Source organism: Sphingobacterium paucimobilis HER1398 (genome assembly GCF_000416985.1).
Lineage (GTDB): Bacteria > Bacteroidota > Bacteroidia > Sphingobacteriales > Sphingobacteriaceae > Sphingobacterium > Sphingobacterium paucimobilis.
Window position 1 is genome coordinate 346,955 of record NZ_ATDL01000016.1, and the last position, 16,962, is coordinate 363,916.

A 16,962-nucleotide genomic window follows, 5' to 3' on the forward strand; every position below is an offset into this window, starting at 1 on the left:
AGATGGCTTTCTTTGTTTTATTCTCTTGATAAAATATAGACACTTTAAGAAAAAAAGCCTATTTTTGCCTAAATAATCCCATGATAGAATGGTCATGAGCTTTATTTGTAGATGGGTGAAATCCTTGATAAATAGCGAGCTGAATGAACTAACAGATGCGAAAGCAAGCTCACTTAAGGTGTTTTGTACCTACGTTAATAAATAACTTATTCTGATGAAACAATCTATTTTATTAGACGGTCCCAAGTTTCAGATTACAATTCGAAGATTGTGTCAACAATTGATTGAAAATCACGGTGATTTTAGTAATGCTGCGTTGATAGGGATTCAGCCCCGTGGCACTTACTTGGCTAATAGAATCGCCAAGGAGTTGAAAGAAATGGTGGGTAGAGATGTCGATACGGGTATTTTGGATATCACATTTTTTAGAGATGATTTTCGGATGAAAGGAGGTTCTCCTCTCTTGGCCAATAGCACGCAGATTGATTTTATCGTCGAGGGCAAAAATGTCATTTTTGTGGATGATGTTTTATGGACAGGGCGGACTATTCGTTCAGCAATGGATGCTATACAGGCTTTTGGCCGTTCTGAAACAATTGAATTGCTTGTGTTGGTTGATCGTCGCTTTTCGAGGCAGATTCCAATACAACCTGATTATATCGGTATACAAGTGGATTCTATCGATTCGCAAAAGGTAATCGTTAGTTGGGAGGAAGTCGATAATGAAGATAGCATCGTGCTAATTACAGAGAGAAAATAAGCGTTCAGTATATATATTTGCAGACCATGTCAACAACAACAGAGCAGTTAAGTACACGACATCTACTTGGTATCAAGGACCTGACTGAAAATGATATCCAACTTATCTTAGATACAGCAGCAAATTTTAAAGATGTCTTAAATAGACCTATAAAGAAAGTGCCTTCACTGCGTGATATCACTATTGCTAATGTTTTTTTTGAAAATTCAACGCGTACACGTCTGTCGTTTGAGCTTGCTGAAAAGCGTTTGTCTGCAGATACTATTAATTTTGCAGCTTCTTCTTCGTCGGTGAGTAAAGGGGAGACGTTGATCGATACCGTCAATAATATATTGGCGATGAAGGTGGATATGATTGTCATGCGTCATCCTTATGCGGGAGCGGGAGTTTTTCTGAGCAGACACGTAGATGCGCAGATCGTCAATGCAGGCGACGGTGCGCACGAACATCCTACCCAAGCATTATTAGATTCTTTCTCAATACGTGAGCGTTATGGCGATGTGGCAGGGCGTAAGGTTGCTATCATAGGTGATATCCTGCATTCACGTGTGGCACTGTCCAATATTCTATGCTTACAAAAACAAGGAGCAGAGGTGATGGTGTGTGGACCGACGACATTGATTCCAAAGTATATCACTTCATTAGGAGTACGAGTAGAACATGATTTAATAAAAGCGCTGAACTGGTGTGATGTGGCTAATATGTTACGGATTCAGCTGGAAAGACAGGATATAGCATACTTTCCTTCATTAAGGGAGTATTCGATGCTTTATGGATTGAACAAAGAAATATTGGACTCCTTGGATAAGGAAATCACTATTATGCACCCCGGTCCCATTAATAGAGGGGTGGAGATTACTTCGGATGTAGCAGACAGTAAACATTCTATTATATTGGATCAGGTAGAGAATGGTGTTGCTGTGCGTATGGCTGTGCTCTATCTTTTGGCTGGTAAAAGAGGTTAGAGGTTGTTAAACCTTGTTAAATATAAAGAGGCCATCAATATTTTGATGGCTTTATTTTTATCTTTCTAGAAATAGTTTTGGAAATTTTAAGCAGGTAAGTTGTCCGTTTTAACTACGGGTTATTAACAGGTGTTAAGAACTTTTGGGTAAAACTTGTCATTGATGACTTAATTTAGTATACTGAATAGAAGTATCACAACGGAAACAGAATTTTGGCATTATAAATGGTAGAATCAAACTATTTATTATTGTATAACACATATATAAAGATTAAGCACCGATATGTATAAAAAGATTTACGGATTAGGGGTCGCGTTAAGCTTAATGACCTTGCCTACATTTGGTCAGCAGACTGCTTGGCAAGATATCAATAGCGCTTATAAGACGGGTCTAGAGTTGTTTGAAAGAGGGAAATATAGTTCTGCGGCGAAACAATTTGACAGGGTAGAAGAGTTAAGGACAAAATCTACACTCCAGTTGGATGAGACAGAAGAACTTACTTTATTAAAAGAAGGTGTCCGCTTTTACCAAGCCGTATGTGCGTTAGAGCTCGGAGATTCTGATGCAGAAGCTCAGTTTCTAAAATATATCAAAGATTATCCATCAAGTGCCAATTCTAAAGCTGCTTTTTTTCAAATAGGTCGTTCTTACTATGCGAAAAAAGACTACGCAAAAGCTATTGAGTGGTTTACAAAAATTGATTCTAAGAACCTTGCCGGAGCCGAGAATACTGAATATAGGTTCAAGCTGGGCTATGCACGTTTTATGACGAATGATTATAAAGGTGCAAAACCATTGTTCCAAAAGCTTAAGGATGACCGAGGACAATTTCAAGAAGCGTCGATTTATTACTATGCGTACTTGTGTTACTTGGATGCAGAGTATAAAACTGCTTTAAATGAATTTGAACGATTGAATGGTTCGAAGACATTTGAGAACAGTTATCCCTATTATATTACTGCTTTATACTTCCTGGACAAGCGTTACGATGATGTCTTGAGCTATGCATTGCCTATTCTACAGACTACAAAGCAGGAGCATGAGACGGAGATGTTCCGTATTATAGGTGCTACTTATTTTATAAAGGGGGATCTCGCTCGATCTAAAGATTATTATGATAGATTCCAGGCACAAGATCAGGGTAAAACTCAAAATAATCAAGATAGTTATCAGATCGGATATATCGCCTACAAGCTGAAAGACTATACGAAGGCTATAAGCGAGTTAGAAAAGTTGTCCGAGCCTGATGCTTATTATCAAAGTGCGATGATTACACTGGGGGATGCTTTCTTGAAGACAGATAATAAACAAAGTGCCCGTAACGCTTTTTTTAAAGCTTCTAAGCTGGACTTTGATCCTCAATTGAAAGAAGAAGGTTTGTTCAATTACGCAAAGCTTTCTTATGAATTGGATTTTCACCAGGTAGCACTTGATGCTATTCAAGAGTATATAGCTACTTACAAACAGACGAAGCGAAAAGAGGAAGCTAATACCCTATTGGCAGAGATTCTTTTGAGTACAAAGAGCTATCGGGCTGCTGTGGATGTGTTGGAGTCGACAGAACGCACTTCTCGAGAGACTAAATCTGCTTATCAAAAAGTAACCTACTATCGCGGTTTGGAGTTCTATAATGAGCGTGCATTTGAAAATGCGATTTCTATGTTTATGCGCTCCGAAGCAAATCGTTTTGATGAGGAAATATATGCTCTTTCTACCTATTGGAAATCCGAGGCTATGTATGAAGTGAGGAAGTATAAAGAAGCTGTAGCGAATTTTAATAAGTTTTTGCAACTTCCGGCTGCTCGCAATACAGATGTATATCACTATGCCAACTATGCATTGGCGTATGCGGCATTCCGTAATGACAATTATAATACTTCAGCAAATTACTTTGAGCGTTTTCTGGCTGGGGGAGGCAAAGATGGTATCGAGCTTAATACCCGTAATGATGCTATCGCTCGCTTGGCAGACTCTTATTTTGCGACTAAGAATTATGGTAAGGCGATGTCCTACTATGACCGTTTGATCAGTTCTAATGCGCAAAGTCAGGATTATGCGTTGTTCCAACGGGGTATCATCCAAGGGTTGCAGGGAAATAACGATGCTAAATTGGCAACGCTGAACTCGGTGATCACGAAATATCCAAAATCGAATTATGCTGATGACGTAGCCTTCGAGATCCCTTATACTTATTTCCTTATGGGACATTATGACAAGGCGATATTGGGACTGCAGTCTATGGTTGAGAAATATCCACGTAGTTCCTATGTGCCGCGTGCTTTATTGACAATCGGTCTGGTACAGTATAATCAAGATCACAATGATGCGGCTTTAGCAACCTTTCAACGGGTTGTAAATCAGTACGCGACAACAGACGAAGCAAAACAAGCGATACGCTCGATTGAAAATATCTATTTGGATAGGGACGATGCCACTGGGTATATCAAGTATGCGACATCCACGAATATCGGTAACCTTTCGACTGCGGAACAGGATGCACATACCTTCGGTGTAGCACGTAATCTTTTTGATCGACAAAACTGGCAGGGTGCGGTAGAGGCTATTAACGCTTATTTTGATAAGTTCCCTAAGCCAATCCAAGAAAAGTTTGCACGCTATATTCGTGGAGAGAGCTACGCCAAGTTGGGTAAGGATTCGGAAGCACTACATGATTTCAATATTATCATGAATGACTGGACTTCGGCTTATACAGAACAGACCTTAGTCAGTGTTTCTAAGCTACACCTTCGTAACAAGGCATACAATGAGGCGGTACAGGTTTTAAAGAAACTGGAGCTAACATCAGAGTATAAATCTAATTATGGTTTTGCCGTTAAAAATTTATTGGTTAGCTATTATCATATAGGTGACTATATCGAGACGCTAAACTATGCTAACATTTTGAAAGGCTATGAAAAGGCTTCAGAGGAAGAGATTGCTTTGGCACATTTGTACGCTGCTAAAGCGTATCTAGCAACTACTAAATGGGCAGACGCTACGAAGGAGTTGAATTTGGCAGCGTTGAAATCTAAGACGGAAACAGGCGCCGAAGCACGTTATTTGGTAGGGGAGCAACAGTTGAGAGCGAAGCAATATGATAAAGCGATTGAATCTGCTTTTGATATCTCGAATACATTCTCGTCCTACGATTATTGGGTAGCTAAAGGTTTTATCTTGATGGCAGATGCCTATCTTGGAAAAGGAGATAAGTTCCAGGCGAAAGCTACATTGGAAAGTGTGATCGATAACTACGAGAACAAAGAGGACGGTATCTTAAAGGCCGCCAATGAACGTTTAAAAAAGCTTAAATAAGAAGAAATAGGAATAAGATGAAATGGAGTCCGATATGATCGGACGACCTCTCGTCTGCCACAAAGAAATATAATTAGATGAAGTTGCATAAAACAGTTTTTAAGAATTACGCTATAGTTGCCTTGTTATTGGGAGCCGGATATCAAGGTTATGCTCAACAAGACCCAACTAAGCCAGTAACGATAGACTCTTTTGATGTCGTACGTGATTATAAGCCTATTCTTGCTGATGCGGTCAAAATACGCCGTAGCCCAGATATGAGCAATAAGCGAAGCTATATGCCTAAACTGAGTTATGGGAATGTGCCTGATAAAAAGTTAGATATCAATACTGGTCTTAAGGAGCTTAATGTACAGGAGCTTCCTTTTACAAAGACACAGGATATCAGTAGCAACTATGTTAAAGTTGGTGTGGGCAACCTAGGTACTATCTTGGGAGAGGCTTACATTGCTGTAGAAGATTATGAAGATCTTCGTTTTGGTGGGTTTGTAAAGCACTTGAATCAGAAGGGTTCGCTAGATGACCAAAAATTCTCTAGACAAGAAGCCGGATTGTTTGGCCGTCGCATTTTATCGGCATTTACCGTAGATGGAGTTTTGGGTTACAATCGATATGGTACTCGTTTTTACGGGGTGCCAGTAGATGTAAATGGAGTAACTCTTAACAAGGAGCATGAAGATCAGGTATTTAACGATATTTATTTTAAGGGTGAATTGACAAGCAATTTTGACCCTGCAAATGAAGAGGCATTTTCCTATTCTGCAAAAGTGGATGCTTATACCTATAAAGATAAGTTTGATGCCAGTGAAAATTCTCTTGCCCTATCGGGATATTTGAATAAAAGATTGCGTACATTCAATGTCGGAGCAAATGTCGCTGTAGATGTCAATTCTATTGGTGGGAGTAGCAATGTCGTCACAAAAGGAGATAAGTTCAGTAATTCTATTGCTAATATCAATCCTTATATCAGCCTAAGAGGTACTAATTATACATTGACGTTGGGCGCAAACATTGTTTCTGAATTTGGGGATAGCACACGGTTCAATGTGTTCCCTTCGGCTGAGGTAGATTTCTCCTTGGTGCCAAGTTACATCCACTTGTTTGGAGGGATAACAGGCGGTGTTCAGAAGGCTTCTTTCAAGAGTCTGTCGCAAAAAAATCCGTATTTGAATCGTGACTTGGAATACCAGAATATGGTAGAGCGTTTGAGCTTCTTTGGAGGAATCAAAGGAAATGCAGGTGCTACTTTCGGGTATAAAGCCAAGGTGATGTACAAAGCTTTGGAAGGTATGCCACTTTTTGTCAATAGTAAGGACCGTCCTTTCCAATTTGATTTAGCTTATGATGGCAATGGAGATGATAAGGTCAAATATTTGGGCATTGAAGGGGAAATAAATATACGTCTTTCTGAACTGGTTAATTTGGGTGGACGTCTGAATATCGATAACTATACGATGGCCCAAGAGCAAGAAGCATGGTTTACGCCAAAATTGCGTTTGGCTGCTAATGCTCGTTTCAATATCTCAGAGAAGCTTTATATTGATGCTGAAGCTCTTTTTCATGGCCTGTCGTATGCTAAAGCTTACGAGTATGATGCTAATGGCGCGCCGTTGGCAGCTTACAAAAAAGAGTCTGTTCCAGAGTTTTTTGATTTAAGTGCTGGAGCCGAGTATAAGGCATTATCCAATTTGGGCATTTTTGTAAAGGCCAATAATATATTCAATAAGGAATATCAACAATACCTGTACTATCCCAAGTTGGGCTTTAATGTGATAGGTGGAGTTAATTTTTCATTTTAATAAAAATAGATTATAACTTTGCATCACACCGTTGTGCTATAAAAACAAATGAATTTAGGAAGGCAAATACATACATTACTTAAAAGACAGTCGTCCGTCTATGTCAATAGACTGGGAACATTTAAACGTGTGCATACCCCTGCTGCATTTGATGCTAAGCGTCATGTGTATCTGCCTCCGATTACTTTCGTTGAGTTTGATAGTGGTTCTAATGATGGGTATGATTTTATAACCTATGTGCAGCAGGCGAATGAATTGGATCGTAACCAAGCTGAATTAAATGTAAATCAGGCCGTCGCTGTCGTGCTGGAACAGCTCACGCAATTGGGGCAAGCTCGTCTCGACAGCCTAGGTGACCTAGTCAGTTACGGCAATTCATACGTGTTCAAGCCCTTGGATCTTTCTGGGTTTAACTATACTGCCGTAAGCGAACAGTTTCATGATGAGGTGGCCGCACCTGTGGAGGCGTCAAATCCGGATGAACTTCGTAAGCAAGAGGCGATAGTGGAAACGCCGATTCAAGTGGTCGATGAGGTGCCTTTAGAGGATGCGAAGCCCGTTGCGACTAACAGTCCTGTTGTGCCACCTTCTACCGATGTTTCTGCAGTAACAGCAGTAGACCAGGGTTTGACGCTTGATGATCCAGAGTTTGAGATTCCTGCTGAACGTAAATCAACCAGCGCATATGTATATGCCTTAGTGGCCGTTTTGGCTGTAGCACTGTTGGGTGGATTGTATTATTATAGTACTTACATGCAAGATGGCAGTGGTATTGCCGAGAACAATGAAGTAGTAATCGTCCCAATGGATTCAATAACTACGGATACAGTGAGTACTGTGCTTCCTGTTGATTCGTTGAGTAGTGTAGAGCAGGACACATTGACAGCTCCTCTACCGGAACCCGAAAAAAGTGAAGAAATAGAAACACCTGCCAATCATCGTTATACCATCGTGATAGGTACTCATAAAACATTAGCTCAGGCTTATGACGAAGCTGAAGCTTTTAATAAGGATGGGCATAAGTCGGTCCGGGTCATTACTCCTAATCTTGCTAAAAACTTAAAGCGCGTGGTATGGGATACTTATGCAGAGAAAGAAGAGCGAGATTCGGCATTGCGTTATGTGAGAAAGCATATCAAAGCAGACGCTTGGCCCGATGTAATCAAATAAAAGAACATAAACCAGTAAATAATTATTTTTAACGCTATGTCATTATTACAAAGCAATCTACCCGTAGATACATTAAATCAAGCACAACAACAGGCGATAGAGTTAGCCACGCAACACGAAAATCTGAACTTGCTTCAGCTTTTGATGAAGGGCGGATGGATTATGATTCCGATTCTTTTATTGTTCTTCTTGGGACTTGTTATTTTTATCGAGCGCTATATTACTATTCGTAATGCTTCGAAAGCAGATGGGGGGTTGATGGCACAGATTAAGAGTAATGTTCTCTCTGGTAAACTGGATTCGGCGATAGCCGTGTGCCGTTCAAGTAATTCGGCCTTGGCTCGGATGTTGCAAAAAGGCTTGACACGTGTTGGACGTCCGATTAAGGATATCGAAGCAGCTATAGAAAATGCAGGTAAATTGGAAGTGTCTCGCTTAGAAAAGAATATTAATATTTTGGGAATTATCGCGGGTATCGCACCGATGCTTGGCTTTGTGGGAACAATCTTCGGAGTTATACAGATCTTCCGCGATGTGGAGATAGCAGGTGGTATTGATATCGGTTCGGTATCAGGGGGACTGTATGTTAAGATGATTGCTTCGGCTTCGGGTCTTACGATTGGTATCTTGGCTTATATCGGTTATCACATTCTAAATATGATGGTCGAACGCCTGATTTTGAAAATGGAGACTGAGGCGGTTGAGTTTATTGACTTATTGGACGAGCCTGGAGTATAGTTCTTCACTAATTACTTTTGCGAATATGAACTTAAGAAATAGAAGAGGAAAGCCGACTGCAGAGGTACATACCGCGGCCTTGAATGACATCATGTTCTTTTTGATGTTATTCTTTCTCTTGGCGTCTGCCGTAGCTAACCCTCAAGTTGTAAAGCTGCTATTGCCGAAGTCGAGTGCTGGTGAGCAGTCCGTGGCTAAAAAGACGATAACGGTTTCTATTACGAGTGATCTAGCTTATCACTTGGATAAGGCTGTTATTCCTTATGAAGCGTTAGAGCAAGCCCTGCAGGGACAGATTAACTCGGGAGAAGAGGTCACTATTATGTTATATGCAGATAGTACAGTGCCGATTCAAAATGTAATCGCTGTCATGGATATTGCAAATAGGCTTAAAATTAAATTGGTTTTGGCAACAGAGCCGAAGAAAGATTAGGAGGCTCGAGTGCTTGGCAAGTCTATTGCTTTTGGCTCCTGGTTTTTTAAATTAGACTTTTAACAGAGCTTCATGTAAGCTCATCTAAGATAGTTTTGACATGTATTACCATCTTAAAGAAGAGAATAATATGCCTAAGGCGCTGGGGTATTCCGCGTTAGTGATGGCAGTATTAGGAGCAATCGGCTTCTTTATTGTATTTGGGCGGCCGGATATCCCAGAGTATGGAATGGGGGGAATCGTAGTAAACTACGGTACATCGGATGAAGGCATGGGGGACGATTATATGAATACGGAAGAGCCTTCAATGGATGAGAATGCTAACGACGTACAACCCGATCGAATCGTTCCGACCGAGACGCCTACGCCTACACCTACCCAACAGGTAGCCGATAAAGCAGTGGCTACCCAAGATATGGAAGATGCTCCCGCAGTAGCAAAAGCAGAAAAACCTGTAAAGGCTACCGCCGCAGAGACTACAAAAGAAACCAAGACCAGTACACCTGCCGTAAATTCAAATGCACTGTATAAAGGCAAAAAGAATAATGGTAGTGGAGCTGGAGATGGGACGGGATCTACGCCGGGCAATCAAGGTTCTAACCTCGGAGATCCTTTAGCTTCCAATTATGGCGAAGGAGGATCTGGGTTCGGAAATGCTATGATTTCCTTAGCGAATAGAAAGTTTACAGTAGCTCCGAAAATAGATGATAAAGGACAACAGGCTGGTATTGTAGCGGTAGAGTTTAAAGTGGATAAAAACGGCGTAATTACTTATGCTCGTGCGGGCGCTAAAGGAACGACGATATCGGATGGAGAACTATGGTCTAAGTGTGAACGGGCAGTAAGAGGAGCTCGGCTTAATCAGATTGATAATGCTCCAGACAGCCAAACCGGTATTATCAAATTCAATTTCAAATTAAGATAAGGATCATATGCATACCTATACAGAGGCAATCGACTACTTATACAGTCGATTGCCTATGTTTACACGAGATGGTGCATCGGCTTATAAAAAGGATTTAGACCGTACCGTCGCCCTTTGTGTAGCACTAGGCAACCCTCAGAATAATTATAAAACTATACATGTAGGCGGTACCAACGGCAAAGGCTCTTCGTCTCATATGCTGGCTTCTGTCTTGAGCGCTGCCGGCTACCGAACCGGCTTATACACTTCTCCTCATTTAGTGGATTTTCGTGAACGTATCCGTATAGACGGTCAGCAGATAGAGGCACAGTTTGTTGTGGATTATGTCAATAGGCAACAGCAATTGATAAAAGAAATACAGCCTTCCTTTTTCGAGGCTACTGTAGCGATGGCATTTGATTATTTTGCAATAAAGAAGGTCGATGTTGCGATTATTGAAGTGGGGCTGGGAGGACGACTAGATAGTACGAATATAATCCATCCAGATATTGCTTTGATTACAAATATTGGGATGGATCATATGAATCTGTTGGGAGATACACTCGAGGAAATCGCCGCAGAGAAGGCCGGAATTATAAAAACCGATACGCCTATTGTAATCTCAGAGACACACCCGATAACAGCTCCTATTTTTAAAGCTAAAGCTGCAATTAGCCACGCACCATTGATTTTTGCAGATCAGGTATTACAAGCTAGACGTATAAGTAAAACGGACACTCTGCAACAGATAGAAGTACAGTCTAACGATAATACGACGGTTTATGATCTGGATTTGACAGGGTCTTATCAGTTGAAAAATATATTGGGGGTATTAACTGTAATTGAACAGTTGAGGAATTTAAGTTATATCATTCCACAGGATAAGGTGAGGGAAGGATTGGAGCGGGTTCAGACACGAACCGGATTACAGGGACGATGGCAGACTATATCTACAGAACCGCTCATCATCTGCGATACGGGGCATAACGAAGATGGCATCAAAGAGATTATTAAAAATCTAGCTGAAGTTCATTTTAAAAGGCTTCATGTCGTCATCGGTGCGATGAAGGACAAAGATCTGGATCATATGTTACCTTATCTGCCTAAGGAGGCAACTTATTATTTTTCTAATCCCAATATGCCTCGGGCCATGGGCGCTGATGAGCTGGCGGATAAAGCGAGTTCTTTGGGATTACATGGGGCTGTTTGTGGAGCAGTCGTGAATGCATTGAATAGAGCAAAAGAGGCCTATCAACAAGGAGATTTGATATTTGTTGGTGGTTCCAATTTTGTTGTCGCCGAAGTCCTGAGTGATATTCTGAAGTAATGATTACTGCTTGTAAGGATTTTTACATTTTACTTTTTGAACGTAAGTAGGAGATTTGTATACCCTTTTCTTGTACAGTAAATTTGCTTATCAAAAAATAAAATCTGATATTGGCATCCAATTTATTTTCAAAATAGCTTCAATTTGCTAGTTATTTGCCCATTGATTGTACTAACCAATTAGATGTAAATCTCAAAATAGTTTCCAAATGATTGTGCTGACCTCCTTTTCCGATGAAGAATTATTTGAACTCGTCAAAGAGAATAGGAAAGATGCATATGAAGAAATTTACCATCGTTTTAAAGGTGTCCTGTATGCACATGCCTATCGCATGTTGGGTGATCGCGAGGAAGTCCAGGATCTGATTCAAGAAGTATTTGTAGCTTTATGGACGAAAAAGGATTCCCTGCTCATCAAAAATGTATCTGCTTATCTGTATTCCTCTGTTAGAAACCGCGTAATTGACAGGGTGTCTAGATTGAAGAGTAGAAATAAGTATCTTGATTCGATGGCATTTTATGCCGAACATTATAGCTATCAGGTACCTGATCGTATCCTTTATGAAAAGGAACTTCGAGGATTGATAGAGACAGAGGTGAATGCGCTGCCCGAAAGAATGCGTTTGATTTTTCAAATGAGTCGTAAAGAGCACCTGTCTCATAAAGAAATAGGAGAGAAGCTGGGACTCTCAGAAACAACGGTAAAAAAGCAAGTCAATAATGCTCTGAAAATATTACGCTCTAAATTTAGCAGTAGAGATACATTTATTTTTTTTCTTTTTATCTACTCCCTACCCCAGTGATGTCCGTCTTGTATATGAAAGTTCATAGAACTGACAATACTAGACATGAAAAAGAACCAATTTAACAAACTTCTTAAAAGATATAAGAAAGGAAAAGCTACAGGGGAAGAAAAGGCTTTTGTGGAAGGGTGGTATAATTACCATGCTGGATTAGAACGCTTAGCTCTGCCTGAGGACGGGGTTTTAGAAGAAGACTTGTTGAATATATGGCAAAATATCAGCACAGAACAGGCTCCAGCAGCTCGTATTGTGAGATGGAAGAGGTTTTATGTAGCGGCCTCTGTTGTTGCTTGCGTCCTCATAGGAGGTTTGTCCATTTTCACATTATCCGATCTTTTTAAACAAGACAGTGTTGTAAATATTACAGGTGCCTATCCTTTCCCTATGCTGAACGATCCCAAAAATCAAGGTATAGGAGCTTACGATGCTTACGTCCAATTAGGATCTGGACCTATGATTAATTTGGATAGCATAAAACCTGACCATGCGTTTTCTTATGATAAGGTGAGCCTGAGCAAAGAGGAGGATGGAACAATTGTTTATAAGAAAAATACCAATAAATGGGATCCTATAACTGCTAATCATGCTATTCATACGGTAAAAGTGCCGAAAGCAAAGCAATCGAAGATAGTGCTGTCCGATGGTACCAAGGTGTGGCTTAACTCCGAGTCTTCAATTTCTTTTCCTGAGGTTTTTGCTTGGAATGAACGTAATGTGGAGGTGACTGGTGAGGTATATTTTGAAGTGAAGAGGGATGTTTCTAAGCCATTTTATGTTAAAACTAAAGACGCTGTAGTAAAAGTCTTAGGCACCAGTTTTAATGTGACTGCGTATGGAGACGAAAACTTGTCTTCTACTACATTGATAACAGGTTCGGTCAACGTATTTGCTCCTACAGCAGACGGATCCATGATTGCGGGAACTGACAGAACGCTTGTTCCAGGAGAGCAGTGGACAATTAATAAAACCAATAAAAAAGTTTCGCTTCAGACGGTTGACCTTAAAGATATTATTGCTTGGAAGGATGGTTTGATTTCATTTACGAACCTAGATCTTAAATCTATTATGAAAAAAGCAGCAAGATGGTACGATGTCGAAGTAGAGTACGAGTCGTACGATCAGGATCGACGATTTACTGGAGGTATATCATCACGCACGACTTTACAGGAGTTTATCCGAATTATGGATCTGTATCAAGTGAAAGTTGAGGATCAAGGGGGACGGAAACTTGTAGTGAGATCTAAGTAGCAAATTACATATCGGCTTTTGAAGAGACGTCTTGAGAAAAGCAACGTGTAGATAAATTATATTAACACCTAAATTATAGAATATGCAGGCAGATTTTCCGAATCATACTGATTCTTTGGTACATGCTGAAAAAAAGAAAGCCAATCTACGGAGGTTTTCTTTACGGCTACGTGTCGTAACATTATTGTTGGTAACATCAGTTTCTTATGCTGCTGCGACTATTTTGTTTGCACAGCAATTGGATTTGAAGTTAAACAATGTCAGCTTACAATATGCATTGGATGAAGTTAAACGACAAAGTAATTACATCAATTGGCATGAAGGGCGAGCTATCGTATCGGATATTCCAGTGACGATTAATGCAAAAAAAATATCTTTACGAAATGCGCTTAATAAGATTTTTGAAGGCCAGCCTTATACCTATGAAATCGTAGCAGAGACGATTGTTATCAAACGAAAAAAGGAAGAGTTGACAACGACTGCTGCAGTGTCACCGCTACAAGAGGTGATCACTGTAGAGGGAAGGGTACGTCTTGAGGGGAAAGCTGTGAATGCTGATTTTGGAGGGATAAGTATACGTGAGAAAGGTACGATATCATCAGCTGTAACAGATAAAGAAGGCCATTTCAAGATCCGGGTAAGAAAGAATGCTGTATTAGTATTCTCTATGATTGGATATCGTCCTCGGGAGATGAATGTGGGGGTCGTAGATAAAATAGATATTGAGCTCCAAGAGGAGTTAAGTCGGCTGAATGAAGTTGTTGTTACTGGATATACCGTACAAGAGCGACGTGAGATAACGGGCGCTATATCACAGATAAAGGCTAAAGACATAGAGAATATGCCGATTCAGACATTTGATCAGGCTATGCAGGGGCGGATGGCAGGAGTGAATGTATCGTCAGCTACGGGTATACCAGGTGGAGCTGTGCGTGTTCAGATTCGTGGTGAGGGCTCTATTTCCGCAGGAAATGACCCTTTGTATATCGTGGACGGTATACCAGTAAATTCGGAAGATGCTGGAACTGTGACTTCGAGCAATCCGTTAGCGTTTCTAAATCCTAAAGATATTGAATCGATTGAAGTATTGAAAGATGCAGCGGCGGCTTCTATTTATGGAGCACAAGCTGCCAATGGAGTCGTGCTGATTACTACAAAGAGTGGGGCTGCGGGACCTACAATAGTCAATGTAGAATATAATCAAGGACTAGTAACTCCCATGCCACTGATTGAGACTATGAATACGCAGCAGTTTATTCAAGGGCGAATGGAGGCCAAGCGAAATTACTATCCAGAATATTCGCTTGAACAGATTCGGTCTGAGGTATTGAATGAACTCCAATTACCTATTGGTATGACCGATGCTGAAATCCTGAGTTTACCCAGTTACGATTGGCAAAATGCGGCTTTCAGAAACGGTTGGTCTAGCCAGTTGAATCTGTCCGCTGAAGGAGGAGCACAACGAACCACTTTCCGATTAGGAGGTTCTTATGAAAACAACAGAGGTAGTGTCGTTGGGACAAGTTTTCAAAGAGGGACAGCGAGTTTACGATTAAATCATAGTGTCAATGACAAGCTTTCTTTTAAGGCGAATGTTAATTTAACGATGTTGAGACAGGAAGGTGCTGCAGGTACGGCGGGGGCTAATCTCTTTTTATCCTCACCGCATTACACTGCGCCATTAATGCTTCCTTTTCTTCCTGTATATAACAGCGATGGTTCGTATAGCTTGAATCCACAGGGATTTCCCGGTACATTTCGATACCATGCTATTGCAGCAGCGGAGATGAACGACTTTGTGAGCAAAAATAATTCGATCCTCAGCAGTTTGCGTGCAGATTATAAAATAAGAAAAGATTTGACTTTAAGGTCTTATGCAGGAGTACATTATAATGTTAATGTGGATAATCTATATTCTGATCCGAGAACAAATGAGGCACAAGGGAGAAAAGGTATACTAGTTCTCAATCAGCGATATCCTGTATCTTTTACGACGACGCATCATCTCACCTATAATAAAACATACGCTAAGCATCATAAAGTGACCGCTCTAGGCGGGGTGGAATATCGAAGTTATGTTAATGAAACGACTCGCGTAGAAGCAGAGGGGTTTCCGAGCCATAGATTCAAGACCCTACAGTCTGCATCTACCATCAATAGTGCAACTGGCTCCTTTACAACGGTAAAACGTATGGGTGTATTTGGACAAGCTAATTACAACTATAGGAATAAGTATATGTTGAGCGGGATTTTGCGCTACGATGGGTCTTCTCGTTTTGGAGAAAATCATCTCTTTGGCTGGTTTCCCGCAATCTCTGGAGGATGGGATGCCTCTCAAGAACAGTTCTTGAAAAAAGTCAATTGGCTCAATCAGCTTAAGCTGAGAGTGGGCTATGGAGAAACAGGGAATGACCGTATCGGTAATTTCACTGCGCAGTCTTTGTATGGAACAACGCAATACGATGGACAAGGAGGAACTATTCCTACGCGTCTGGGCAATAGTGACCTAAGGTGGGAGCGGAATGTAACTACTAATATAGGGCTTGACTATTCGGTGTTGAATAGACGTATTTATGGCAGTTTGGAAGTGTATCGAAGAGTAAGTAAAGATCTGTTATTGACGCAACCTATACCTTGGGTGAGCGGCTATGCCGAAATCAGCCGTAATGTGGGTGAAGTGAAAAACGAAGGCCTAGAATTGGAAGTGAATTTTAACCCAGTACGCTCTTCTTCCTTTAACTGGACTTCAGGATTTAATATCAGTTTTGTTCGTAATCGTGTGACTAAGCTTTATGGCGATTTAACTTCTTTGCCGGGTAGAGCTTCAGTGCGGGTTGGGTATTCTTTACATACAAATTTTCTTAACCAGTATGCAGGCGTCAACTCTGCTACAGGTCGCCCGATGTGGTATGATGCGGAGGGGAATTACAGTTATAGACCAGGTGGACAGGGATCCACAAGCTATACGTTACGTGATAGAGGGAATAGTATGTCTGATTATTATGGCGGTTGGAACAATAATTTCAAGTATAAATCTCTACAGCTGGATGTGCTCGTACACTTTGATATGGGACGGGAGATTTATAATAACATGGCTAGAATAATGTCTAGAAAAGGAGATGTATTGGTGAATGGAGCGGCATGGTACTATGACAATCGCTGGACGATGCCGGGACAGGTCACCTCGGTGCCACGTGCCATAGATGGTTCTACTGAACTTAATTCCTTAGCAGCAGATGGCTCTTCTACACGCTTTTTGGAGGATGCATCTTATATCCGATTAAAGCATATCAACCTTTCTTATGATATACCTTCCAATTTTTCTAATAGATTGAAAATATCTAATGCTCGTGTGTTTTTTCAGGCACTCAATGTCATTACATGGACAAAATGGACAGGATATGATCCAGAGTTTTATATTGACGAGAGCAACTTTGACTCAAATGCGGGGATTGTCCCTCAAACAAGGACATTTAATTTAGGAGTTCAGTTTAAATTCTAAAA

The 16,962-nt window shown here is 40.7% G+C and carries 12 protein-coding genes; all 12 read left to right on the forward strand.

Translation table 11 applies throughout. The features are described 5' to 3' along the window. The first annotated feature begins 214 nt into the window (after nucleotides 1–214). The 12 genes from pyrR (at nucleotide 215) to M472_RS38545 (ending at nucleotide 16,960) form a co-directional block, all read left to right on the forward strand. Nucleotides 215–760, forward strand: coding sequence for a bifunctional pyr operon transcriptional regulator/uracil phosphoribosyltransferase PyrR (gene pyrR, locus M472_RS38495; RefSeq protein ID WP_021071324.1), 546 nt, complete (start codon nucleotides 215–217; stop codon nucleotides 758–760). Between the two features lie 26 nt (nucleotides 761–786). After that, nucleotides 787–1,725 (forward strand): aspartate carbamoyltransferase catalytic subunit, encoded by a 939-nt coding sequence (locus tag M472_RS38500; protein WP_021071325.1) that lies wholly within the window; start codon nucleotides 787–789, stop codon nucleotides 1,723–1,725. A 282-nt stretch (nucleotides 1,726–2,007) separates the two neighbouring features. Further along, nucleotides 2,008–5,037, forward strand: coding sequence for a tetratricopeptide repeat protein (locus M472_RS38505; RefSeq protein WP_021071326.1), 3,030 nt, complete (start codon nucleotides 2,008–2,010; stop codon nucleotides 5,035–5,037). A gap of 77 nt (nucleotides 5,038–5,114) precedes the next feature. After that, the gene (locus M472_RS38510) at nucleotides 5,115–6,836 is read left to right on the forward strand and encodes a TonB-dependent receptor (RefSeq protein ID WP_021071327.1); all 1,722 of its coding nucleotides are present in this window, start codon (nucleotides 5,115–5,117) and stop codon (nucleotides 6,834–6,836) included. A gap of 48 nt (nucleotides 6,837–6,884) precedes the next feature. Beyond that, nucleotides 6,885–8,006, forward strand: a complete 1,122-nt coding sequence (locus M472_RS38515) for a hypothetical protein (RefSeq protein ID WP_021071328.1) — start codon at nucleotides 6,885–6,887, stop codon at nucleotides 8,004–8,006. Between the two features lie 36 nt (nucleotides 8,007–8,042). Then, nucleotides 8,043–8,744 (forward strand): MotA/TolQ/ExbB proton channel family protein, encoded by a 702-nt coding sequence (locus M472_RS38520; RefSeq protein WP_021071329.1) that lies wholly within the window; start codon nucleotides 8,043–8,045, stop codon nucleotides 8,742–8,744. A gap of 25 nt (nucleotides 8,745–8,769) precedes the next feature. Then, nucleotides 8,770–9,177, forward strand: a complete 408-nt coding sequence (locus M472_RS38525) for an ExbD/TolR family protein (RefSeq protein WP_021071330.1) — start codon at nucleotides 8,770–8,772, stop codon at nucleotides 9,175–9,177. 100 nt (nucleotides 9,178–9,277) lie between these two features. Next, nucleotides 9,278–10,102: an energy transducer TonB gene (locus tag M472_RS38530; RefSeq protein WP_021071331.1), complete on the forward strand. Its 825-nt coding sequence runs from the start codon at nucleotides 9,278–9,280 to the stop codon at nucleotides 10,100–10,102. A 7-nt stretch (nucleotides 10,103–10,109) separates the two neighbouring features. Then, nucleotides 10,110–11,408: a bifunctional folylpolyglutamate synthase/dihydrofolate synthase gene (locus M472_RS38535; protein ID WP_021071332.1), complete on the forward strand. Its 1,299-nt coding sequence runs from the start codon at nucleotides 10,110–10,112 to the stop codon at nucleotides 11,406–11,408. Nucleotides 11,409–11,616: 208 nt separating this feature from the next. Further along, nucleotides 11,617–12,210 carry an RNA polymerase sigma factor gene (locus M472_RS38540; protein ID WP_021071333.1) on the forward strand — a complete coding sequence of 198 codons (594 nt, stop codon included), beginning with the start codon at nucleotides 11,617–11,619 and terminating at the stop codon, nucleotides 12,208–12,210. 45 nt (nucleotides 12,211–12,255) lie between these two features. Next, on the forward strand, nucleotides 12,256–13,458 hold the full coding sequence (locus M472_RS0122950; protein ID WP_021071334.1) for a FecR family protein: 1,203 nt from the start codon (nucleotides 12,256–12,258) through the stop codon (nucleotides 13,456–13,458). A gap of 82 nt (nucleotides 13,459–13,540) precedes the next feature. Further along, nucleotides 13,541–16,960 (forward strand): TonB-dependent receptor, encoded by a 3,420-nt coding sequence (locus tag M472_RS38545; RefSeq protein WP_021071335.1) that lies wholly within the window; start codon nucleotides 13,541–13,543, stop codon nucleotides 16,958–16,960. Nucleotides 16,961–16,962 lie beyond the last annotated feature (2 nt).